At 72.4% G+C, this 21,831-nt stretch carries 20 protein-coding genes and 1 CRISPR repeat array; of the genes, 9 read left to right on the top strand and 11 right to left on the bottom strand.

Translation table 11 applies throughout. The features are described from left to right. Positions 1–209 precede the first annotated feature (209 nt). Positions 210–863, bottom strand: coding sequence for an SAM-dependent methyltransferase (locus NDAS_RS06385; RefSeq protein WP_013152325.1), 654 nt, complete (start codon positions 861–863; stop codon positions 210–212). Positions 864–931: 68 nt separating this feature from the next. Continuing rightward, positions 932–1,126 (bottom strand): hypothetical protein, encoded by a 195-nt coding sequence (locus NDAS_RS28490; protein WP_126625053.1) that lies wholly within the window; start codon positions 1,124–1,126, stop codon positions 932–934. A gap of 377 nt (positions 1,127–1,503) precedes the next feature. On the opposite strand from NDAS_RS28490, the gene NDAS_RS06380 reads away from it, so the two are divergent. Both NDAS_RS06380 and NDAS_RS06375 read left to right on the top strand, forming a co-directional pair. Continuing rightward, positions 1,504–3,357: an ABC transporter ATP-binding protein gene (locus NDAS_RS06380; protein ID WP_013152324.1), complete on the top strand. Its 1,854-nt coding sequence runs from the start codon at positions 1,504–1,506 to the stop codon at positions 3,355–3,357. Beyond that, the gene (locus NDAS_RS06375) at positions 3,354–5,126 is read left to right on the top strand and encodes an ABC transporter ATP-binding protein (protein ID WP_013152323.1); all 1,773 of its coding nucleotides are present in this window, start codon (positions 3,354–3,356) and stop codon (positions 5,124–5,126) included. Before NDAS_RS06380 ends, NDAS_RS06375 begins: the two co-directional genes overlap by 4 nt. A 64-nt stretch (positions 5,127–5,190) precedes the next feature. After that, positions 5,191–5,583: a CRISPR direct-repeat array (repeat unit 29 nt; unit sequence GGGACCATCCCCGCGTGCGCGGGGAGCAC). Positions 5,584–5,683: 100 nt separating this feature from the next. Here the strand turns inward: NDAS_RS06375 and NDAS_RS06370 are convergent. Further along, positions 5,684–6,328 carry a TetR/AcrR family transcriptional regulator gene (locus tag NDAS_RS06370; protein ID WP_013152322.1) on the bottom strand — a complete coding sequence of 215 codons (645 nt, stop codon included), beginning with the start codon at positions 6,326–6,328 and terminating at the stop codon, positions 5,684–5,686. 157 nt (positions 6,329–6,485) lie between these two features. Between NDAS_RS06370 and NDAS_RS06365 the strand changes: the two genes are divergently transcribed. Further along, positions 6,486–6,851, top strand: a complete 366-nt coding sequence (locus NDAS_RS06365; RefSeq protein ID WP_013152321.1) for a VOC family protein — start codon at positions 6,486–6,488, stop codon at positions 6,849–6,851. Positions 6,852–6,885: 34 nt separating this feature from the next. After that, a complete protein-coding gene (locus NDAS_RS06360; RefSeq protein ID WP_013152320.1) occupies positions 6,886–7,779 on the top strand; it encodes an alpha/beta fold hydrolase in 894 nt (297 codons plus the stop codon). Positions 7,780–7,950: 171 nt separating this feature from the next. Here NDAS_RS06360 and NDAS_RS06355 read toward each other — a convergent pair whose 3' ends face one another. Further along, positions 7,951–8,853, bottom strand: a complete 903-nt coding sequence (locus NDAS_RS06355; RefSeq protein ID WP_013152319.1) for an alpha/beta hydrolase — start codon at positions 8,851–8,853, stop codon at positions 7,951–7,953. A gap of 100 nt (positions 8,854–8,953) precedes the next feature. On the opposite strand from NDAS_RS06355, the gene NDAS_RS06350 reads away from it, so the two are divergent. Further along, positions 8,954–9,484 carry a TetR/AcrR family transcriptional regulator gene (locus tag NDAS_RS06350; RefSeq protein ID WP_013152318.1) on the top strand — a complete coding sequence of 177 codons (531 nt, stop codon included), beginning with the start codon at positions 8,954–8,956 and terminating at the stop codon, positions 9,482–9,484. 24 nt (positions 9,485–9,508) lie between these two features. Here the strand turns inward: NDAS_RS06350 and NDAS_RS06345 are convergent, their stop codons facing one another. Next, positions 9,509–9,991, bottom strand: coding sequence for a hypothetical protein (locus NDAS_RS06345; RefSeq protein ID WP_013152317.1), 483 nt, complete (start codon positions 9,989–9,991; stop codon positions 9,509–9,511). Further along, positions 9,988–11,481 carry a helix-turn-helix domain-containing protein gene (locus NDAS_RS06340; protein WP_013152316.1) on the bottom strand — a complete coding sequence of 498 codons (1,494 nt, stop codon included), beginning with the start codon at positions 11,479–11,481 and terminating at the stop codon, positions 9,988–9,990. Before NDAS_RS06340 ends, NDAS_RS06345 begins: the two co-directional genes overlap by 4 nt. Before the next feature lie 455 nt (positions 11,482–11,936). Here NDAS_RS06340 and NDAS_RS06335 point away from each other — a divergent pair, with 455 nt between their 5' ends. From NDAS_RS06335 to NDAS_RS06320, 4 genes are all read left to right on the top strand, one after another. Beyond that, positions 11,937–13,082 carry a methyltransferase domain-containing protein gene (locus tag NDAS_RS06335; RefSeq protein ID WP_013152315.1) on the top strand — a complete coding sequence of 382 codons (1,146 nt, stop codon included), beginning with the start codon at positions 11,937–11,939 and terminating at the stop codon, positions 13,080–13,082. Between the two features lie 168 nt (positions 13,083–13,250). Then, positions 13,251–13,769, top strand: coding sequence for an ATP-binding protein (locus NDAS_RS06330; protein WP_013152314.1), 519 nt, complete (start codon positions 13,251–13,253; stop codon positions 13,767–13,769). Between the two features lie 306 nt (positions 13,770–14,075). Beyond that, complete coding sequence (locus NDAS_RS27815) at positions 14,076–14,888, top strand: formylglycine-generating enzyme family protein (protein WP_013152313.1); 813 nt, start codon at positions 14,076–14,078, stop codon at positions 14,886–14,888. A gap of 291 nt (positions 14,889–15,179) precedes the next feature. Further along, entirely contained in the window at positions 15,180–17,075 is a 1,896-nt protein-coding gene (locus NDAS_RS06320; protein WP_013152312.1) for a S9 family peptidase, read from the top strand. A gap of 108 nt (positions 17,076–17,183) precedes the next feature. Here the strand turns inward: NDAS_RS06320 and NDAS_RS06315 are convergent, their stop codons facing one another. The 5 genes from NDAS_RS06315 to NDAS_RS06295 all read right to left on the bottom strand — a co-directional run bounded on the left by NDAS_RS06315 (position 17,184) and on the right by NDAS_RS06295 (position 21,825). Beyond that, positions 17,184–17,963 (bottom strand): MerR family transcriptional regulator, encoded by a 780-nt coding sequence (locus NDAS_RS06315; RefSeq protein WP_197724875.1) that lies wholly within the window; start codon positions 17,961–17,963, stop codon positions 17,184–17,186. Between the two features lie 304 nt (positions 17,964–18,267). Beyond that, complete coding sequence (locus NDAS_RS06310) at positions 18,268–19,737, bottom strand: DEAD/DEAH box helicase (protein ID WP_013152310.1); 1,470 nt, start codon at positions 19,735–19,737, stop codon at positions 18,268–18,270. Between the two features lie 248 nt (positions 19,738–19,985). Next, positions 19,986–20,189 carry a cold-shock protein gene (locus NDAS_RS06305; protein WP_013152309.1) on the bottom strand — a complete coding sequence of 68 codons (204 nt, stop codon included), beginning with the start codon at positions 20,187–20,189 and terminating at the stop codon, positions 19,986–19,988. Positions 20,190–20,447: 258 nt separating this feature from the next. Continuing rightward, positions 20,448–21,440 (bottom strand): sigma-70 family RNA polymerase sigma factor, encoded by a 993-nt coding sequence (locus tag NDAS_RS06300; protein ID WP_013152308.1) that lies wholly within the window; start codon positions 21,438–21,440, stop codon positions 20,448–20,450. 1 nt (position 21,441) lies between these two features. Beyond that, entirely contained in the window at positions 21,442–21,825 is a 384-nt protein-coding gene (locus NDAS_RS06295; RefSeq protein ID WP_013152307.1) for a VOC family protein, read from the bottom strand. Positions 21,826–21,831: the final 6 nt, after the last annotated feature.

The raw sequence follows: 21,831 nt of genomic DNA, 5'->3' as shown, positions 1-21,831 counted from the left end.
AAAACCCCTCAATCGCCACCAGGCCACACGCCCCGAGACCACCTTGTCCCACAGCAACATAACCCGGCTCATCGGTTCCGACATCACCAACCAACAGAAGGGGATACCGCGGTCCCGAAGCTCCCGCAGACAACAGGTCCCGAAAACGCCCCGTCAAAGGTGCTCCCGGGACCGTCGGCCCCCATCAAGACGCCTCGTGCCGGTCGCTCTCAGCGTCGACGGCGGGCGAACAGCGTGGAGTCGTGGGCGTCCACGGCGGTTCCCTCACGGGTCAGCTTCCGGGGCCGCTGTTCCACCACGAGGGCCTCGAAGTCGTCCGGCAGACCGGGCAGGAGCTCTTCGGCGAGGAACATGGCCCTGCGCTGCTTCTCGGTCATATGGGCGAACTCCTCGGACGGCGTGTGGCCGACGACGAGGAGGTGTCCGCCGGGCGCGACGGCGTGAGCCAGCAGGCGGGTCACGTCCACCATCCCGCCGTCCGGCGCGTGCAGGTAGTGGCTGGTCACCAGGTCGTACGACCGCCCGTCCGCCGCGATGGTCCGTGCGTCGACCCTCCACCACTCGACCCGGTCGGCGACTCCGGCCTGCTCCGCGCGCCGGGCGGCCCGCGCCAGACCGTTGGCGGAGAAGTCCGCTCCGGTGACCGTCCATCCCTGTCGGGCCAGCCAGACCACGTCGCCGCCCTCACCGCAGCCGACGTCGAGCGCGGTACCGGGGGTCAGCCCGGTCGCCGCCGCGACGAGCTGCGGGTTGGGGTTTCCGGTCCAGAACCTCTCCTGACCGGCGTACCTCTCGTCCCAGCCCTCGGGCTCGAACATGGCGGCTGCTTCTTCCTCCGTGAGTTGCGGGCGATGCTCGGTCACGGGGCTCCTTCCTGTCCGCGCTCCGGGTCGGATCGCGGGCTCATCGGCATGTCCGGGTTCACGTCTCTTCAGGGCGTGGAGCCGTGTCGGTGTTCACCGAGCACGTGCTCGGCGGCTTGCGCCTCCGGCTCGGGGTGAACGGGTGCACGGGTGCACGGGTGCACGGGTGCACGGCACAGGGTCAGCCCCGCGCCCAGCTCCGCCGGGCCGTCACCGGTGATCACCACGTCGCAGGGGTGCGTACCGCGATGGTGCACTCGCACCAAGGGGAGCGTCACGAAACTTTGCTGGAACAGCAAAACCCGGGTCGTCGAAGGCGCCGAGCGAGGTGGAAAACGCCGGCACACCACGCTCCGGACAACCGCCGGGAAAAACCCGTCGCGCCCCGAGCGGTTTCCCCCGTAGCGTGCTCCTCGCCGAGCCGGACCGGTATTCCGGCGGGGGCTGTCACAGCTCTCCCGGGTCCGGGCGGGAAACGCGAGGAGCCCGCAGGGTCGGCGACAGGATTTCCGCCGCTCGCGGGCCGTGAGTTTCCCGGGAGCGGCTCCGAAAGAGGTACCCGCGGTCGACCAGGAGGAAAGATGGCAGGCACCCAGGTCCGGGGCACGATCGCCCGTAACCCCGACGACGGGGAGCAGGCGTGAGCGCCGACACGAGCCGCCTGTCTCCCCCGACGGCGCTGCCTCCCCCGGCGACGCGGTGGGTGCTTCCCTCCCTGGTCCGGTACTCCTTCTCCGTCGCACCGGGCACGGCCACCCTGACCACAGCGCTGGCCGTCCTCGCCGGTGCGGCCCCGGTCGGCATCACCATCGGCATCGGCGGACTGGTGGACGGGCTCACCTCGGCCATCGGCCAGGGGTTGGACACCCCGGCGGCACGGGAGTGCTACCGCTGGGTCGCCCTCATCGTCGTACTGTTCCTCCTCACCCACATCGCCGAGTCGGCGCGCACGGCTCTGGGACGGGCCCTGGGCCGCCGGGTCACCGGCCGACTGAGGGAGCGCGTGATGGCGGCCGCCTCGGAGCCGACGACCATCGGCCACCTGGAGGACCCGGCCTACCTCGACCGGATCGGGCGTGCGCGGGGCGAGGGGACCATCGACATGCCGCCCGGGGCGGCGGTCTTCGGCCTCTCGGCCAAGGCCTCGCTGTGGGTGACCGGTGTGGGATCCGCGGTTCTGCTCACCCAGGTCACCTGGGGGTTGGGGCTCATCGTCTTCGCCGTCTTCGTCGTGCTCCACTCCCGGCTGGTCCGCAACTACCGGATCGCTGTCATCGAGACTGCGAACCAGACGGAGAAGCTGCGCCGCACCTCCTACCTGCGGGACGTGCCGACCACGCCGGGCGCGGCCCGGGAAGTGCGCCTCTTCGGCCTCACGGCCTTCTTCCGCGACGCCTACCACTCGGAGTGGCGCGTGAACATGGCGGAGGTCTGGAGGCGGCGGCGCGAGCACCGCGTGTTCGTCGTCGTGATCGTCGTGGTCACCGGCCTCACGGTCGCCTCGGTCCTCTACTACCTGGCGTACCGGGCCGCCACCGGAGGCACGACGGTGGGCGACCTGGCGCTCGGCGGCCTCGCCCTCCTGGCCCTTCTCCAGGTGCTCCGGACGGACGAGGACGACCTGCGCACCAGCTTCGGCTCCAAGGCGGCCGCCGAGGCGTTGGCCTTCCCGGTCGTGGCACCGCCGGGCGGGCCGGACACCGCTCGCTGGGCGGAGCCGGTCGCGACCGTCTCCTGTGAGGGGCTGCGCTTCCGCTACGGCGGAGCCGCGGGCGACGTGCTGCACGGCATCGACCTCGACATTCCCGCGGGTCAGTCGCTCGCCGTCGTCGGCCTCAACGGAGCCGGCAAGACGACGCTGGCCCGGCTCCTCGCCGGTCTGGACGCTCCGAGCGGGGGTCGTCTGCGCGTCGGTGGGACCACGGTCGAGGACGCCAACCGCCGGAGCTGGCAGCGTCAGGTGGTCGCCGTCTTCCAGGACTTCGGCCGCTACGAGCTGACCGTGCGGGACAACATCGCCTTCGGCTCCCTGGCTCACGCGGACGACGAGGAGGGCCTGCGGGAAGTGGCGCGGCAGGCCGGACTGCTGGAGTTCGTCGAGGGGCTTCCGCACGGCTGGGACACGGTGATGTCCAGCGGGTACACGGGCGGGGTCGACGCGTCGGGCGGCGAGTGGCAGCGCATCGCCATCGCCCGGGCGCTGTTCGGCCTGCGGCACGGCGCACGGCTCCTGATCATGGACGAGCCGGCCGCGAGCCTGGACGCCCGCGCCGAGGCCCGGCTCTACGACACGTTCCACGAGCTCACCGCGGGGGCCACGACCGTCGCGATCTCCCACCGGTTCGCGACCGTGCGCAAGGCGGAGCGGGTGGTCGTGCTCGATCAGGGCCGGATCGTCGAGGACGGCAGGCACGAGGACCTGATCAGTGCCGGCGGCCGCTACGCCGAGCTGTTCCACCTGCAGGCGAAGCGTTTCGAGGAGGCGTCATCGTGATCAGCGCCCTGCGCTTCGTCCTCACGACCGGATACCGCACCGACCGGTTCCGTTCCCTGATCGTGGTGGCGGTGGCGCTTCTCGAACAGGCCACCGGGATCGGCCTCGCGGTGGCGATCGGACTGTTCAGCGAAGTGGCGAGCGGAGGCTCGGCCAGCGGCCTGGTGGTGCTCGCGCTATGTGTGGCGGTCTTCGTCATGCTCACCCAGGGCACCTTCATCGCCGGTTACTTCACCCGCCTGCGCCTACAGGAGGAGATCCAGAACGAGGTCGAGCGCCGGTTCATCGACGTGGTCGGCACGACGCCGACGTTGGAGGTCCACGAGCGTTCGAGCCGCTCCGACAGGGCGGCGGTGGTCCGCGGTGCACGGGGCGAGATCGGCCCGGGCTTCGACCGGCTGATGTGGCTGGCCGGAGCCGCGCTGGCCCTGATCACCTCGGCCGCCCTGATGGCCTCGGTCGTCCCCGTCCTGGCCCTGCTGCCGCTTTTCGCCGTCCCCGCGGTGCTGGCCACCCGAGCGGCGGACAGGAAGCGCGGTCGGGCCGTGGAGCGTGCCACGCCCCGGACCCGGTTGGCCGGTCACCTGTTCACGCTCGCCACGACGGCCGCACCCGGCCGCGAGACCCGCCTCTTCGGGCTGGCGGGTGAACTGCGGCGCAGGCACCGCGAGGAGTGGGACGCCGGAGGCCGGGACATCACCCGGACCGATCGGCTGGCCCGGGTACCGGTCGCGCTGGCCTGGCTGCTCTTCGTGCTGGCGTACGCGACCGCCGTCGCCCTGATGGTGCGGGCCGGGCTGTCCGGCGACGCCCCGCTCGGCCTCATCGTCGCGGCCGTCGCCGTCAGCAGCCAGATCACCGGCCAGGTGCAGAGCCTGCTGAACCTGTCCTTCTGGTCGCTGGAGTCGCTTCGGGCGACCCGGGCGTTCCTCGACGTGGTGGAGGAGGGCACCGCGGAGCGGGCGGCCCTCATGCCGACCACGCCGGTGGCGGTGCCCGCCCGGCTGGAGAGCGGCATCAGGGTGGAGGGTCTGGGTTTCCGGTACTGGAACCGCGATCAGCCCGCGCTGAGCGGCATCGACCTCGAACTCCCGGCTGGCACCGTGGTGGCGCTGGTCGGCGAGAACGGCGCGGGCAAGTCGACGCTGGTCAAGATGCTCAGCGGCCTCTACCAGCCCGGTGAGGGGCGCGTCCTGGTGGACGGGACCGATCTCGCGCGGTTCGCCCCGGAAGAGTGGCGCGCCCGGATCACGGCGGCCTTCCAGGACCCGGTGCGCATCGAGATGTCCCTGCGGGACGCGGTCGGGCTGGGGCGGATCGAGCATCGCGACGACCCTGAGCGGGTCATCGAGGCGCTGCGGACGGTCGGCGGGGACGGGCTCCTCGCCTCGCTGCCCGGGGGCCTGGACACCCGGCTCGGGCGCGGGTCGTGGGACGGCGAGGGGCTGTCCGGGGGCCAGTGGCAGACGGTCGCCAACGCCCGTGCGGCGATGCGGCGGGCGCCGCTGCTGCGGATCATGGACGAGCCCACCGCCAGCCTCGACGCACGGGCTGAGGAGCGGCTGTTCCAGCAGTACGCCGACCTGGGCCGCCAGGAGGGCGGTGTGACCGTCCTTGTCACGCACCGCTTCACGACCGCCCGGGCGGCTGATCTCATCGTGGTCCTGGACGGCGGCCGGGTCGTGGAGACCGGCACCCACGACACGTTGAGCCGGGCCGGTGGGCTCTACGCCGAGCTGTTTCGCCTCCAGGCGCGGTACTTCGTCTGACCGGATGTGAGCGGGTGTGCCGGGCCTGGGGTGACGAAGGAGGTAGCTGCCGCTGGTGCGATCGGGGGCCATCCCCGCGTGCGCGGGGAGCACCCCGCACACCAGGCGCACCCGCGCTCCGTCCTGGGACCATCCCCGCGTGCGCGGGGAGCACAGAACAGGAGAAAGTGCAATGACCCGAGAAGAGGGACCATCCCCGCGTGCGCGGGGAGCACCTCATCGCGTCCCAGGGCGGCGGCAGGAGGATCGGACCATCCCCGCGTGCGCGGGGAGCACCCACCCTGGCCAGCAGCAGCGACCCCGTCGTCGGGACCATCCCCGCGTGCGCGGGGAGCACTTCAGGCGTGAGCTGGGTCAGAGCTTGGAGGGGACCATCCCCGCGTGCGCGGGGAGCACATCCCGCCGCCCATGAGCATCTCGTTCGCGGAGGGACCATCCCCGCGTGCGCGGGGAGCACAGTCAACCACCTGCGAACTTACCAGTGGCAAGCGCCTGTTTTTCCAACTTCCCGAAAAACAGACACCGACCCCATAAAACCCAAACGCCCCACAACTCCCCTAACGACCGTCAACCCCATACGCCGCGAGGAACACCCGCACTCCCTCCTCCGCATGCTGGCACAATTCCGCCTCCGCCGGAATGGCCTCGTCCCCCAGCAGCATCGCCCGGTTCACCGGCTCCGACATCACCAGCCAGTTGAAGTGGGACGCCGCCCGCAGGGGGTCCCCCACCGCCAGCAGCCCCCTCTCCCCCAACCGGGCGAAGCTCTCAGCGAGCCCGGCGATCGCCCTCTGCGGCCCGCACTCGTACAGCACCCGCGCCAGCTCCGGGAACCGCGCGACCTCACCGATCACCATCCGCCTCAACCGCATCAACCGCGGCGTGAGCACCACCGTGAGCTGGCGGCGCGCGTAGTCCCGCAGGTAGGCCTCCACGTCCTCGACCCGGTCGGGCTCGGGCGTCTCGTCGCGCACCACGTCCCCCGCACCCGAGGTCATGCTGGTGACGATCTCGACGAACAGCCCCTCCTTGCTGCCGAAGTGCTTGTAGACCGTCTGCTTCGACACCTCCGACAGCGCGGCGATCTCGTCCATGTTCGTCCCGAGGTAACCGCCCCTGAGGAAGACCTCCTCCGCAGCGCCCAGGATGGCCCGGCGCTTGCGGGCCGATCGGCTCAGCCCCTCCTCCGCTGGCGGGTTCACGCTGTTCAACACCTCGTCTTCGTCGTCCCGGGCTTCGTTTCGGCCCTTTTGTCTTATGGGTACTGTACGGTCTAGTTTCACAGCAAATGCGGTACTGGACGGTCCAGTTTGAAACCGGTCCGAACGCGGTAGCGCGTCAGAGGGAACGAGAAGCCACATGTACGTCAAGTTCGCCGAACTCCCCGTCTTCGACCAGGAGCGGGCCAAGGCCTTCTACACCGACCGCCTCGGCTGCACCGTGGTGACCGACGCGCCCATGTCCGACGACGGGTGGCGGTGGATCGAGCTCGGCTTCCCCGGCTCGCGGACCCACCTGCACTTCCAGCGCCGCGCGGACGAGGACCCGTCCGCCGAGCCGGTCATGGTCCTGGTGACGGAGGACGTCGAGGGCACGGTCGAGGCCCTGCGCGCCGAGGGCGTGGAGATCGTCACCGAACCGCAGGAGGCGATGTGGCAGCCGGGGGTCACGGCCGCCGAGTTCCGCGACAGCGAGGGCAACCGCATGGTGCTCAGCGACAGCTGACCGCCGGACACGGAAAAGGCAGGGAGACGCAGACATGTCGCACCACTCGCACCACTCACCGGGAGCGCACACGCTGAAGGTTCCGGGCGCGAGGATCCACTACGAGGTCCGCGGTTCGGGCCCCGTGCTGTTGATGATCCCCGGCGGCCCACAGGACGCGGGCGTCTACACCGCCCTGGCCGAGCACCTGTCCGACCGCTACACGACGGTGGCCTACGACCCCCGCGGCAACTCGCGCAGCACGCTGGACGGCGAGCCCGAGGACCAGCGGGTGGAGGTGCACAGCGACGACGCCGCGCGCCTGATCGCAGAAATGGGCGCGGGCCCGGCCTACGTGTTCGGCAACAGCGCGGGCGCCCAGATCGGGCTCGACATGGCCGTGCGCCACCCCGGGTCGGTGCGCGCGCTGCTCGCGCACGAGCCGCCCTGCCTCATGCTGCTCGACGACCCCTCCGAGGTGCTCGCCCGCGACCAGGACGTCTACGACACCTACCAGCGCGAGGGCGTGGAGGCGGCGATCGGCAAGTTCATGGCGATGAACGGCCTGGGCGAGGAGGCCGGGGGAACGCAGGAGGAGGGCGGGCGGGAACCGGAGGGCGCGGCGACGGAGGGACCCATGCACGAGGACCCCGAGACCTTCGAGCGGGTCAGCGGCAACTTCGCGTACTTCCTGGCCCACGGGCTGATGCCGCTGTCGCTGTACCAGCCCGACGTGGAGGCGTTGCGGGAGGGCCGTGTCCCGGTGACGGTGGGCCTGGGCGACGCCTCCGCCGGGCAGCCCATCCACGACATCGGGCTCGCGCTGGTCCGGCGCCTGGGCACGGAGCCGGTCGCCTTCCCGGGTGACCACGTGGGCTTCGGGACCCATCCCCGCGCCTTCGCCGAAGCCCTGCACGGCGCACTGGACGGCGCACCGAAGCAGCGCTGACCGCCTGAACGGCGCACCCGAGCAGCGCTGAACAGAAGTGGTCGGGACCGCCCGCGGTCCCGACCACACGCTTCTGCGCCGCAGGCGCCCACGGTCGCCGTTTCGGCGCTTTCGCAGGCATCCGCGAGAACCCAGGCGGGCCCCAGCTGCCCCTGGGCTTCCCGACAGGCCCTAGCCGGACGACGCCTCCACGACCGCGTCGAGAAGCTGGCCGACTCCGGGTTCCTCCACGGGCAGGTGCCCGGCCCCGTCCAGCATCACCAGTCGTTTGGGCCCCGCGAGCCTCTCGAAGAACGGCAGGCTGACCTCGACCGGGGTCCACCTGTCCTCGGCCGGGTGGGCCAGCACGACGGTGGTGTCCGCAGCCCGTTCCGGCTCCACGGCGGGCGCCGACTCCAGGAAGCTCCGCAGGAAGCCCAGGGGAACGCTGTTCCCGCCGCCGAGGGGGTCGCCGACGACGGCCTCGGTCAGCTCCGGCTGGTTGCTGATCGCCCACATGTTCGCCAGCCAGCGCACGGGAACGCGCGTCGCGGCCAGCGGACCGGCGGCCACCCGCAGGAGGGGAGGCGCCGCGTCGCCGAGCCAGGCGTACCTGGAGATCCGGCGGCGCGCCCGCGGATCGCGCGGATCCAGCAGGCAGGTCGCGACCACCGCGTCCGCGGCCCCGGTCCGGGTGGCCGCGTCGTAGGCGAGCAGCCCGCCCATGCTCGCGCCCACCAGCGTCAGCGGCCCCTGGTGCGCCTGGCGCTCGGCCGAGGAGATGCCGACGGCCACACGGACCCAGTCGGCGTAGCGGACGGCTCCCCGGCGGCGCACACGGGTGCGCCCGTAGCCGGGCAGGTCGGGGACCACCACGTGGAACCCGCGGTGGGCCAGGGCCGCGGCGTAGGGCCGCAGCAGACCGGCGTGCCCTCCTGCTCCGTGCAGGAGGACGGCCCTGCGTGCGGCGTCCGGCTCCCCGACCCGTTCGACGTGGACGTCGGCGTCCGGGAAGCGGCGCCAGGTGGACTCACACCGGGGCGGCGGGTCCGGGCGCAGGCCGACGGGCATCCATGCCGTGTAAGGATTGTCCATGGCACGATCCTCGGCTCCACGAACGGCCGCGACAACTCGCGTCGGGGGCTCCCCCGATACCCCGCGCAGAAGGCCCCGCCAGCAGCGCTCCCGGGAGACGGTGGAGGTCATCCTGGAGGCGGCTGCTCAGGTTTTCGAACGGGAGGGGCTGGAGGCGACCACCAACCGCGTCGCCGAACGCGCCGGGTACTCGATCGGAACCCTGTACCAGTACTTCCCCAACAAGCGTGCCCTGCTCCACTCCCTCGCTGAGCGGCACGTGGAGGAGACCCGGCGCACGCTGGAGGAGCTGGCCGAGGTCCTGCGCCGGGACGAACCCTCCTGGGAGGACACGGTGCGCCGGCTGGCGGCCGCTGTGGCCGATGCGCACGGCGACCGCCCCCGGCTGCACTCCCTGATGCACGCGCACGCGCCGCGCGTCCCCGCGGGCGTGACCGCCGTGGAGGCCCTGCGCTCGTACCTGGCCGCCGAGCTGGTCTGGCACCTGCGGCGCTGCGGACGCGGGGGCACGGACCCGGAACGGACCGCGGCGCTCCTGGTCCACACGGCGGACGCGCAGATGCACGGGGTCCTCATGGGCGAGGAGGACGCGGCCGCGGAGTTGGTCCGCTCCCTGCTCGCCCTGTCCTGATCCGGGTCCGGCCCCCGGCGGCCCTCAGTCCCGCCGGACTCCCTCCGGCCAGATGACCTCCACCGGCACGCCCCTCACCCGCGCCGCCTCGACCGCGTCGGCGGTCCCGCCCCTGCCGTCGGCGGGCTGGCCGTCCCAGACCGCGAACATCAGCTCCACCCAGTCCAGGACGGCCTCGTTGGCGTCCTCGTAGGCGGCGCGGCCCGCCCGCCGGTGCGGCATGTAGCGCACCAGTGAGGAGCGCACGAGCAGGTCGTCGAAGCGGTCGAGGTTGGCGGGTTTGACCTTGGCCTCGCGGTAGTCGGCCGAGGGCAGCACCACCTCCAGTCTGCCCCCGACGTCCAGCACGGCCTCGGCGAAGAGCTGGTCGGCGCCGCGCGCCAGGCAGGAGACGCCGACGAGCCTGTCGTCGGCGTGGGGGTCGAGTGCCGCCACCAGCGCTTTGCGCACCAAAGTGACGCTGTCGCCGGAAAGATTCGAATGACCGGTGATTCCGATACGAGTCACGTCATCCCTTTCACATTTCGCTGATGGTGCAGCAGCGTATGTGATAACTCATCGCGGACCGCGGCCACGTGCGGGTCGCGGTGGTGCGTGGCGGACTCGGTGTACCAGTCGCGCAGGCGTCTGCGGACCCTGCCCGAACCCAGGGAGGGTTCGAGGGCCGCGGCCTGGCGCACCACCCGGGCGGCCTCGGCGGGCTCGTCGAGCAGCAGGTAGGTGCGGCCCAGCCCGATGAGGTCGAAGGCGCGGCCGCGCTTGCCGGAGGGCGCGCGCAGCTGGAGCGCCTTGGTGATGTAGGCGGCGGAGGACTCGGCGTGCCTGCGGCGCGCGCCCGGGTCCTCCTGGAGCACCGCGAGGTCGCGGTAGCGGGCGCCGACCACCCCGGCCAGCTCGGCGTGGTCGAAGCCGCCCACCCAGTCGGGCACCTCCTCGCCGTTGGCGCCCTCCAGGAGGTCCTCGGCCTGGATGACGGTGCGGCGGTAGGCCTCCGACCTGCCCATCCGCGCGTAGGACCAGCCCTCGCGCGTGCGCAGCATCGCCCGGACGAGCGCGGGCGCGCCGGTGGAGTCCGCGCTGTCGAGCGCGAGGCGGGAGATGTCCAGGGCGTCCTCGGGCCGGTGCAGGTCGAGCATCTGCCGGGCCATGTCGGCCAGGACCCCGACGCCGTAGGGGCGGTGCTCGGGTCCGGCCTGGTGGAGCGCGCGCAGGGAGAGGGTGTAGTACCGCTGCGCGGTGGGGTGGTCGCCGGCGTCGAAGGACATCGAGGCGACGGTCTTGGACAGTTCGGCCATCACCGCGAACAGCCGGTTCTGCACGGAGGCGGGCTGGGGGGTCTCCACGAGTTCGGACACCTCCGAGAGCTGTCCGACGACGGCCTTGCGGCGCACGCCCAGGCGCCACCGGTCGTTCCAGTGCCGCAGCGCCACGGTGGCGGCCTCGATGCGCCCCAGTTCGGCCTCTCCGATGGTGCCGCGGACCAGGCCGGGGGCGGCCGGGCCGGGCAGCAGCCAGTGTTCCAGCGTCTCCGTCAGCGCGGCGCCCATCAGGAGCGCGCCGCCGACCGCGAATGCGTCTCTGCGTTTCATCAGGTCCTTCAGCGTGATGTCGACGATGTCCTGCGCCGTTCTGGACGCGGACCATAAATCGCCTTCTTGCAGAGAGGATTCTGTCCAGGAAACGCCCTTCGAATACTCGTCACCCGAATCAGCGAGGCCCAGGGTCCGGCGGGCCTCGGAAGGCATGGCCAGGCCGTCGGCGATGCGCTGCCACGTGCTGAGCGCGGTGACCAGGCGCCTTCCCGCCATGATCGCACTCACGTGTGGCTGGGCCATGTCGACGGCGGAGCCGATCGTCTGCTGGCTGGCGCCGGTGTGCTGTCGGACGAGCCCGAACAGGGCTCCGGCGTCGTGCTCGGCCAGCGACCGCAGGACGTCGGCACGGGCCCAGAAAGCCCGTGACGGGGAAAGACGTGGACCGACCTGGGATTTCGTCATGCATACCGCCGGTGTATATCGGCACGGAATTCCGTCCTCGTGGACGAACGGCGTTACATCTTCCGTAGTAATCCTTACCCGGAAACTCCCGTCCCCGTAATGGACGCAAGACCCTGGTTCGTCCATGCCGGGGACCCCCCGAGGAGAAGAGCGGTGACCTCCACCCCACAGGCAGGGCACGGCGGCGGCGCGGGCCACGGGCCCGGAGCCGGTGTCGGTGCTGTTCACACGAGTGACGCGCCCGTCCGTCGGCGCGGAAGGCACGACCTGAGCGGGCGCCCCGGACACATCGGACGCGTCGAGCCTCCCGGGCACGCCGGGCGTGCTCCGTCCGCCGGACACTCCGGACCTGACGGCTACAGCGAGCGCATCGAGTACGGCGGACACGTCGGGCACGCCCGGCGTGCCCGGGGCGTCAGCGCACAGTGCGTCAGACGGTGCGGGAGGTGCGGCAGATGATCCCCCCGCACGAGAGGATGGTCGAACGCCTCGTCGAGGAGGGCGCTCTGGCCGCGGAGTGGCGCGGGGCCTTCGCGGCGGTGCCGCGGCACCTGTTCCTGCCCGACGAGATCGCCGACCCCGACACGGGCGTGCCCGTGGACCGCTACCGCGGCGAACTGCGGTGGCTGGAGGCGGCCTACGCCGACGTTCCCGTCGTCACCCAGGTCGACGACGGCGCCCGCTACGGCCCCGGCGAGCCCACGTCCTCGTCCCCGGCGCCGTCCTCGGTGGCCGAGACGGTGCAGCGGCTGCGGCTGGCGCCGGGCATGCGGGTGCTGGAGGTGGGCACCGGCAGCGGGTACACCGCCGCCCTGCTCGCGCGGTTCCTGGGCGACGACGCCGTCACCTCGGTGGAGATCGACTTCGAGCTGGCCGAACAGGCGCGGGTGCGGCTGATGAGCGCGGGGCTCACACCTCTGGTGGTCAGCGGGGACGGCATGCGCGGCTGGGCCGGGCGCGCGCCCTACGACCGGGTGGTCAGCGCGGTGACCGTGCAGCGTGTCCCCTACGCCTGGGTGGCGCAGTGCCAGCCCGGCGGACGCGTCCTGACGCCGTGGGGCACCGCCTTCCACCACGGGGTGACGGCCGACCTCGTGGTCGGCCCGCACGGGACCGCGCACGGGAGGTTCACCGGGCACACCGACCGCATGTGGGCGCGCGCGGACCGGACCCCGCGCCACCTGCTGGAGACCTACGTCCGTCCGGACGACGACGAGCACACCACGACGTGCTCCCGGCTGCACCCGGGAGAGGTGGTCGGCGACTCCGACGGGGCCTTCGCGGTGGGGTTGCAGATGCCCGACGTGCACCGGATCGTCCGGCTCGGGGGCGGACCCGAGGACCCGCGGTTCACGGTGTACCTGCTGGACTCCTCGACCTGGTCGTGGGCCTCCTGGCACATCGACCCCGGGCACCGGGACCGGGGCTACGAGGTGCGCCAGCACGGCCCCCGGAGGCTGTTCAACGAATTGGAGGCGGCCCACCTGCTGTGGGTGGAGGCGGGGCGTCCCGCGCACACCCGGTTCGGACTGACGGTGTCGGCCGAACACCAGCTGGTGTGGCTGGACGACGAGGCCACGATCTTCGCCGCCACGAGGTGACGGGGCGGGCGGAGCGCCGGGCGGCCGGGACCACGGTCTCCGGGGTCTTCGCCCCACGAGGACACGAAGGCACGCGGACACGAGAGAACACGAGGACCCGACGAACCGCGGAGGCCGTTCCGGTGGGAACCGCCCGTGCGGCCGTCGCACGAACCGAGGAGAAGACAGATGACCGTCCTGCCACGTCCGCGTCGACCGATCGACCTGGACAGGCGCTGGAAGCGCCGCAGCTACCCCGCGAGCCTGGCCGCCATCCGCAGAGCCCGGGCCGACCTGCGCGCCGACCTGTCGCGGATCTCGGGCGCCGACGAGGAACTGGTCGCGGCCGTGGTGCTGTGCGCCAGCGAGATGCTGGCCAACACCATGGACCGGGCCCAGCCCTGCGGAAGCGGGGCGGAGGTGGTGCGCACGCTCGTCCTGCGCCACGACCCCGGCGGCCGCCGCGTCCTGCGGCTGTCGGTGGCGGACCGGTGGGTCCCGGGCGCCCTGGCGTGCGTGCCGGACCCGGCGAAGACCGGCCAGGACTGGCGGGAGCTCGCGCTGGGTCAGGGGCTGCTGCTCATCGGCCACTTCTCCGCGCGCTGGGGAACCCGTCGGGTCGGTGCGCCGGGCGAGGGCCGGGGCCGCGTGATCTGGGCGGAGTTCGACCTCGCGCCGCGGTGGAGCCCGCGCAGGGTGGCGGCGTAGGAGGGTTCGGGCCCCGGGTTGGAGCTGGGCCCGGGGCCGGGACAGGAGCGGCAGGGCCGGAAGCGGTCCGGAGGACGGGTCCCGGCGAAGGACCGGGGCGCGGTCGCGGACCGGTCCGGTGTCGGAGCGGGAACGAGCGCCGGCCCGGAGGGCCTGACCGGGGAAGGGTCGGTCGGGCCTGTCCGTCGCCCCTTGCGTACCCGCCGGCCCCTTACGCACCTGCTGGCCGCCGACGCACGGCGATCGTGTAGGAAGGACCTCGTGACGAATCCCGGGGCCGCCCCCCACCGCGCGTTCGCGGAGCGCATGATCGAGATCCCCGCCGGAGAGATCGCCTTGCGGGACGAGGGAACGAGGACGGACTGGAGGGTCGGGGTCGGCGCCTTCCGGCTGGCGCCCTGTCCCGTGACCCGCGATCTGTACGCCGCTGTCGTAGGAGGGGTGCTCGGGAGCGCTGGGGTTGGCGGGACGCGTGAGGTCGATGGAGCGTCCGCGGGTGTCGCAGGTGCGGCTGGTGCGGCTGGTGCCGTGGGCACAGCGGGCGTGGCGGGTGTCGCAGGTGCGGCTGGTGCCGCGGGCGGGTCGGGTGTCGCGCACGAGGCGGACACCGAGGACGCCGCCGGTCCGAGGACACCGGTGACCGAGGTCTCCTGGCTGGACGCCGTCCGGTTCTGCAACCTGCTCTCGCGGACGGAGGGGCTCCAACCCTGCTACTCCGGTGGCGACGACCCCGACGCGCTGGACGTGGCCTGCGACTGGGACGCCGGGGGCTACCGCCTGCCGTCCGAGGCGGAGTGGGAGTACGCGTGCCGGGCGGGGAGCTCCGGCGTGCGCTACGGAGAACTCGACGACATCGGTTGGCACCGGGCCAACTCCGGCGACGGGGCGCGTGACGTCGCGACGCGGGCGCCCAACGCCTGGGGGCTGTACGACACGATCGGCAACGTGTGGGAGTGGTGCTGGGACGTCTACGACCCGGCGGTCTACGGCCCGTACCGCGTGTTCCGCGGCGGGGGGTGGAACGACCACCCCCGGGGCTGCCGGGCGTCGTGCCGCCGCAAGAGCCACCCGACCCTGCGCGTAGACGACCTGGGGTTCCGGCTCGCCCGCTCGCTGTGAACCGGGCGGCGTGCCCGGTCGGTGCAGGCCGGGATCCGCGTGCCCGACCAGAAGTCCCACGGCCGGGCACGCGGTGAACGGTCACGCCCCACGCAGGGGCTCGTCACCGCCGCCATCACCCTGACTGTCGGCTGGCACTGACTTTGTCCCCCGACGAACACCGGGCGTCCTCCCCCCAACCCGGAAAGGTGTCTCCCGTCACACGCGCGGATCCTTGAGTGTGCCGTGTCGGCATGGTTTCTCCTGGTTCGCAGCTCGCCTGTCTCACCGAGCACGAACGAGAGGAACGACATGGCACTGCCCGACCTGATCCCGGTCGAGGACTTCTTCAGCCCACCGGAGCGCGCCGGTGCGACGATCTCGCCGGACGGCACCCGCATCGCCTACCTGGCGCCGTGGAGGGACCGGCTCAACGTCTGGGTCCAGGGCCTCGACCCCTCCGGAGACCTCGACGGCGAACCGCGCTGCGTGACCGCGGACCAGGCCCGCAGCGTGCAGAGCTACCAGTGGACCGACGATCCGCGCTGGCTGCTCTACCTCCAGGACAGCGGCGGCGACGAGAACTGGCACCTGTTCCGGGTCGACCTGGACGCCGCCGAGCCCACCGCGGTGGACCTGACACCCTTCCCCGGCGCCCGGGTCGTCAGCTTCGAACCGTCCCGGGGTCGGCCGGGGAAGCTGGCCGTCTCGCTCAACGCCCGCGACGCCGCCGCGTTCGACCTGCACGAACTCGACGTGGCCACCGGCGAGCTCACCGTGCTGGCCGAGAGCCCCGGAGCCGCAAAGGTCTGGGCACAGGGCCGGGAGGGCGAACTGATCGCCACCGCGCTCAACGCCGACAACGACTTCGAGATCTCCCGCCACGACTCCGAGACGGACACCACGAGCACCGTCCTGGTGTACGAGGGCGCCGACTACCCGCTGGGCGTCTTCCCTGCGCAGGTCACACCGGACGGCACCGGGATGTGGATCGGCTCCAGCCGGGGCACCGACCGCACCCGCCTGGTGCGCGTGGACCTGTCCACGGGTGAGGAGACCGAGGTCGACAGCCACGCGACCTTCGACATCGATACGCGCGCGCAGGTCTTCCCCACCTTTCCCTCACCGCTGATCCGGGACCGGCGGGGCGAGCTGCTGGGGGTGCGCTACCTGGGTGAGCGCCAGGTCGTCCACGCCCTGGACCCGGACTTCGCCGAGGTGCTGGCCAACCTGGAGAAGCTGTCCGAGGGCGACCTGGCCGCGGTCTCCTGTGACGACAGCGGGCAGCGATGGGTCGTGGGCTTCACCCACGACCGCGCCCCGGGCGCGACCTGGTTCTACGACCACTCCACCGGGGAGTCCCGGCTGCTGTTCCGCCCCCACCCGCACCTGGACCCCGACGCCATGGCCCCGATGCGGCCGGTCACCATCACCGCGCGCGACGGGCTGGAGCTGCCCTCCTACCTGACCCTGCCGGTGGGCGTCGAGCCGAGGAACCTGCCGATGGTGCTGCTGGTGCACGGCGGCCCGTGGGCGCGGGACGCCTGGGGCTTCGATCCGACCGTGCAGCTGCTGGCCAACCGGGGCTACGCGGTGCTCCAGGTCAACTTCCGCGGCTCCACCGGGTTCGGCAAGGCCCACATGAAGGCCGCGATCGGCGAGTTCGCCGGGAAGATGCACGACGACCTCATCGACGCCGTGGACTGGGCGGTGGAGCGGGGCTACGCCGACCCGGACCGGGTCGCGATCTTCGGAGGTTCCTACGGCGGCTACGCCGCGCTCGTGGGGGTCACCTTCACCCCCGACCGCTTCGCCGCCGCCGTCGACTACGTCGGCATCTCCGACCTGGCCAACTTCATGCGCAACCAACCCGTCTTCGTGCGGCCCGCGCTGGCCAACAACTGGTACCGCTACGTCGGCGACCCGGACATCCCCGAACAGGAGGCCGACATGCTGGCCCGCTCGCCGATCAGCCGGGTGGACCGGATCACCGCGCCCTTGTTCGTGGCGCAGGGGGCCAACGACGCCCGCGTCGTCAAGGCCGAGTCCGACAACATCGTCGCCGCTCTGCGCGAGCGCGGCGTGGACGTGGAGTACCTGCTCAAGGAGGACGAGGGACACGGGTTCGTCAACCCGGAGAACCAGCTCGACCTCCACCGCGCGGCCGAGCGCTTCCTCGCCCGCCACCTCGACGAACGCCGGGACTGAGCCCCGCTGGGTCGCGGCCGCACGGGAGCGGCCTCGGCCCAGCGCCTCACCGCGCCTCCCGGCCGGGCGGGACCGGTGACCGCGGGCCCCGGCGGGCCACCCGGCCGTTCAGGGCCGCTGGTCGGCCTGCTGGTCGGTCTCCAGATCCGCCACCGCCGCGCGGGAGAGGCGGTTGAGGACGTCGAGCTGGGCGGGGTTGTACAACTCGTTCAGCGCTGTGGCGAAGGCCTGGGCGGCCTTGTGCCGGTCGATGGCCGTCGGGGCCTGGGTGATGCGCAGCTCCGGGCGGTCGGACAGCAGGGCGCGGGAGGTGCGCGACAGCCGTTCGGTGAGCTCGCGGCGTGTCCGCTCGTCGGCGTCGGCGGGCAGGTCGTTGAACTCCTCGTCGGCGGGGCAGGAACCGTGGGCCCGCACCAGCTCGGCGAAGGCCCGCTGGGTCTGCGGTGTGAACAGGCGCGTTATGACCGCGGTCAGGGAACGGTCGGCCTCGGTCATCGCGGTCTCGGCGGCGGCCTGGGCCACGTCGGGCGGCAGTTCGGTCGGCCCGGGCGCGCGCAGGGCCAGGGCCAGCTCCGCGCGCATCCCCTCCAGGCGCTCGATGGCCTGGGCGAGTTCGCCGTCCAGGGCCCGCAGCTCCTGTTCGGGGTAGGCGTCGGCCTCGCCCATCTGGGCGATCTGCACCAGGGAGAACCCCAGGTCCGAGAGGCGTTTGACGCGCATGACCCGCACCAGGTGCTCGACCTTGTAGCGCTTGTAGCCGTTGGCGCCGCGCTCGGGCTCGGCCAGCAGGCCGACGTCGTGGTAGTGCCGCACCGTGCGCAGGGTCGTTCCGGCCAACTCGGCCAGTTGACGGGTGCTCCACGCCATGACGGCCCCCTCCGCGCTCATGGTCTGGCGACCGTTGCTCCACCCGGAACGCTAGTGCAGGCTCCGCGGTCCCCGGACCGCACCGCGCGTCCCGCGGCGGAGGGTGCCCCCCGAAGGGGCCGCTGGACGCCGTGCCGCCGCAGGAGCCACCCGACCCTGCGCGTCGACGACCTGGGGTTCCGGCTCGCCCGATCGCTGTGAACCGGGCGGCGTGCCCGGCCGGTACGGGCAGAGAGCCGTGTGCCCGGCCGTGGAGATCCACGACCGGGCACACGGGGACCGGGCACCGGGAACCGGTGCCCGGGGCGTTTCCGAGGAATACGGGCTAGGCCGGGCGGCGGGGGCCGCGGCGGCGCGAGGCCGACCCGCCGCGCGAGGCCGAACCGCCGCGCGAGGCCGATCCGCGGCCGCCCTGGCGGCGCGGCTCCTCCCGCGGGCCGCTGGGCAGGGACACCGGGACCCCGGAGGGCTCCCGGGCGCCGGTCACCCGGGCCAGCTCGGGGTCGCTGGCGCTCACCTGGGCGACGTGCGCGTCGATCCGGGCCAGCCGCATCAGCCTGTCCATGTCCCGCCGCTCGCTGGGCAGCACGAGCGTGACCACGCTGCCCGTCTGACCCGCGCGCGCGGTGCGTCCGCCCCGGTGCAGGTAGTCCTTGTGGTCGGTGGGCGGGTCGATGTTGACCACCAGGTCCAGCCCGTCCACGTGGATGCCGCGCGCGGCGACGTTGGTGGCGACCAGCGCGGTCACCGTGCCCTCCTTGAACTGCTTGAGGGTGCGGGTGCGCTGGGGCTGGGACCGCCCGCCGTGCAGCGGTGCCGCCCGGACTCCGCTGTTGAGCAGGTGCTTGGCCATCCGGTCCACGGCGTGCTTGGTGTCCAGGAACAGGATGACCTGCCCGTCGCGGGCCGCGATGCGGGTGGCGGCGTCCTGCTTGTCGGCGTGCGACACGTGCAGGACGTGGTGCTCCATGGTGGAGACGGCGCCCTCGGACGGGTCCACCGAGTGGACCACCGGGTCGTTCAGGAAGCGGCGGACCAGGGTGTCGACGTTGCGGTCCAGGGTGGCCGAGAACAGCATGCGCTGGCCCCCGGTCGGCACCTCCGTCAGGATCGCGGTGACCTGCGGCATGAAGCCCATGTCGGTCATCTGGTCGGCCTCGTCCAGGACGGTGACGTCCACCTGGTCCAGAACGCAGTCGTCGCGCTCCATCAGGTCGCGCAGGCGGCCCGGGGTGGCCACGACCAGTTCCACGCCCTGGCGCAGGGCGCGGGACTGGCGGCTGATGGGCATGCCGCCCACCACGGTCGTCGTGCGCACGCGCAGCGAACGGGCGTAGGGGGCGAGCGAGTCGTTCACCTGCTGGGCGAGTTCGCGGGTCGGCGCGAGCACCACGGCCAGGGGGCGGCGGGGCTCGGCCACGCGGCCCTCCAGGCGGGCCAGCAGCGCCAGACCGAAGGCCAGGGTCTTGCCCGAACCGGTCTGGCTGCGGCCCAGGACGTCGCGTCCGGCCAGCGAGTTGGGCAGCGTCGCCGCCTGGATGGCCGACGGGGTGGTCAGGCCCTGGCGGGCCAGCGTCGACTTCAGCTGCGCGGGCATCTCCAGGTCCTCGAAGGCGTGGACCGGGTCGAGTGCGGGGGTGGTGGAGACGGGGAGCGCGAACTCCCCGGAGGAGCGTCCCGCCGAACGTCCGCCGAAGCCGCCGCGCTGGGGGCGGCCGCCGGACTGGTGGGGGCGCTGACGGCCGTAGCCACCGGAGGGGCGGCCACGACGCGTGTTGGTGCGGGGTTGGTTCATATGGGGCCTTTCGCCGCCGACGCGTGCCTGGCGGGAAGCCCTCGGGGGCTTCGGCGTGTGACACCGGGTGTGCGCCGGAAAGAGTCTTGGGATCCACGGCCTGCACGGAGAACCCGGGGTCGTGGCAGAGGACCGGACCAGCGCCTGTCGGAGAACGACGGCCAGAAGAGCGGTCCGGGAAAAACAAAACCGGGGAGGGGCCGCCGCCGCGAGGGCGGGCCCCTGCCCCGGAAGGAGTCTCAGATCGGTCAGATCAGGGTGATGTTGTCGGCCTGGAGGCCCTTGGCACCCTGGGTGACGTCGAACTCGACGTTCTGGCCCTCCGCGAGCTCACGGTAGCCGTTGGCCTGGATCGCGGAGTAGTGGGCGAAGACGTCGGGGCCGCCGCCGTCCTGCTCGATGAAGCCGAAGCCCTTTTCGCCGTTGAACCACTTGACCTTGCCGGTCGCCATGGGTGTTCCTCTCGTTCGGGAGTATGAAGAAAACCGCGGTCTGACGATTTTCCCGTCACTGCGGCAATAACCCGAAAAAGATGTACATCCAACGGGAATCACGACTGCAACTTCACTGAATCTAGCACACCTTCTCTCCCGTGCCACAGAAATACCGTGTGTCACATGGCACGGAGAAACGTGGTAACGATCCGCCCGGAGAACGCGTTGGCCCCGGCTTCCCGCGACCGCCGACGGCCGCCCGCGCGTCCCGCCGCCTCAGCGGCGCGGGGACAGCACGGCGGGCAGCCCGAAGTGCCGGAAGAGCGAGGTGTCGAAGAACATCACCGCGTGGGCGACCGCGTCTCCCCCGGGTGCCAGCTCCAGCACCTGGATCCCGAACGCCCGGTGGACGCCGTCGCCGCCCCGCATGTACAGCGCGAAGGCGGGCTGCCCGTTGGCCCCGGTCGGCACCAGCGCCATGTCGCCCGGCCCGCTGGCCGGGCAGTGGGCGGCGATGAGGCGGCCGATGTGCCCGGCGCCGCGCACCCACGTGGCGAAGGGCGGCATCTCGAACACGGCGTCGGCGGTGAACACCTCGGTGATCGCCGAGATGTCGTAGGACTCGAACGCGTCGACGTACCGGTCCAGGACCTCGCGCTGCTCCGGCCGGGGCTCGGCCACCTCCTCCTCGGCGGGGGTGACCCGGGCCAGCTGGGCGCGGGCCCGCTGGAGCAGGCTGTTGACCGCGGGGACGGAGACGCCGAGGGTGTCGGCGACCTCGGCCGCGCTGTAGCGCAGCACGTCGCGCAGGATCAGCACCGCCCGCTGCCTGGGTCGCAGGTGCTGGAGCGCGGCGACCAGGGCCAGGCGCACGCTCTCCCGCGCGGCCACGACCGTGCCGGGGTCGTCCGCGCCGACCAGGGCGTCGGGCACCGGCTCCAGCCAGGGCAGCTCCGGGCGGTCGGCCAGTTCGCCCTCGGGCTCGGCGGCGGGCCCGCCGAGCCCGGTGGGCAGGGGCCGCCGTCGGCGCCTGTCCAGGGCGGTCAGACAGGCCGTGGTGGCGATCCGGTGGAGCCAGGTGCGCAGGCTGGAGCGGCCCTCGAACCGGTCGTAGGCCTTCCAGGCGCGCAGGTAGGTCTCCTGCACCAGGTCCTCGGCGTCGTGCACCGACCCCAGCATGCGGTAGCAGTGCGCGAACAGCTCCCGCCGGTAGGGATCGGCGGCACTCATGAAGTCCTGGTCGGACGCGTGTTCCACCACGACCGTCACGTTACGCCTCCTGTATGACAGAACACACGTTCCCGAACGGGTCGGCGAACCACGCCACCGTCGGGACGCCCCGCGAGATCCCCTTGCCGTCCTGGTCGAAGCCCTCGTAGCGGAGCGTTCCGACGCCGCGGCGGGCGAGCTCGTCCACGACGGCGTCGATGTCGTCCACGGGGAGGTTGAGCACGGTGAAGCCCGCGGGCTCGTGGTCGGGCTTGGGGTAGACGAGGACCGCCCGCCCCTCCCCCAGGTCGATGCTGAGCAGGCCGTGCTCCTCCATGCCCTCCACGGGCCCGACCGTGAGCCCGAGGGTGGTTCCGTAGAACTCCCTGGCCCGGTCGGGGTCGCGGACGGCGAAGGAGCCGAAGGCCCTGGTGGTGTCGAACACGGTCCT

The sequence above is a fragment of the Nocardiopsis dassonvillei subsp. dassonvillei DSM 43111 genome (genome assembly GCF_000092985.1).
Lineage (GTDB): Bacteria > Actinomycetota > Actinomycetes > Streptosporangiales > Streptosporangiaceae > Nocardiopsis > Nocardiopsis dassonvillei.
Note: the sequence above shows the minus strand (reverse complement) of the source record. Positions and strands in the feature narration are given on the sequence as shown.

Excerpts from the sequence above, each read along its gene's own strand:
- NDAS_RS06365 (WP_013152321.1), top strand. The coding sequence starts at position 6,486 with ATGTACGTCAAGTTCGCCGAACTCCCCGTCTTCGACCAGGAGCGGGCC.
- NDAS_RS06360 (WP_013152320.1), top strand. The coding sequence starts at position 6,886 with ATGTCGCACCACTCGCACCACTCACCGGGAGCGCACACGCTGAAGGTT.
- NDAS_RS06355 (WP_013152319.1), bottom strand. The coding sequence starts at position 8,853 with ATGGACAATCCTTACACGGCATGGATGCCCGTCGGCCTGCGCCCGGAC.
- NDAS_RS06340 (WP_013152316.1), bottom strand. The coding sequence starts at position 11,481 with ATGACGAAATCCCAGGTCGGTCCACGTCTTTCCCCGTCACGGGCTTTC.
- NDAS_RS06335 (WP_013152315.1), top strand. The coding sequence starts at position 11,937 with ATGATCCCCCCGCACGAGAGGATGGTCGAACGCCTCGTCGAGGAGGGC.
- NDAS_RS06330 (WP_013152314.1), top strand. The coding sequence starts at position 13,251 with ATGACCGTCCTGCCACGTCCGCGTCGACCGATCGACCTGGACAGGCGC.
- NDAS_RS27815 (WP_013152313.1), top strand. The coding sequence starts at position 14,076 with ATGATCGAGATCCCCGCCGGAGAGATCGCCTTGCGGGACGAGGGAACG.
- NDAS_RS06320 (WP_013152312.1), top strand. The coding sequence starts at position 15,180 with ATGGCACTGCCCGACCTGATCCCGGTCGAGGACTTCTTCAGCCCACCG.
- NDAS_RS06315 (WP_197724875.1), bottom strand. The coding sequence starts at position 17,963 with ATGAGCGCGGAGGGGGCCGTCATGGCGTGGAGCACCCGTCAACTGGCC.
- NDAS_RS06310 (WP_013152310.1), bottom strand. The coding sequence starts at position 19,737 with ATGAACCAACCCCGCACCAACACGCGTCGTGGCCGCCCCTCCGGTGGC.
- NDAS_RS06305 (WP_013152309.1), bottom strand. The coding sequence starts at position 20,189 with ATGGCGACCGGCAAGGTCAAGTGGTTCAACGGCGAAAAGGGCTTCGGC.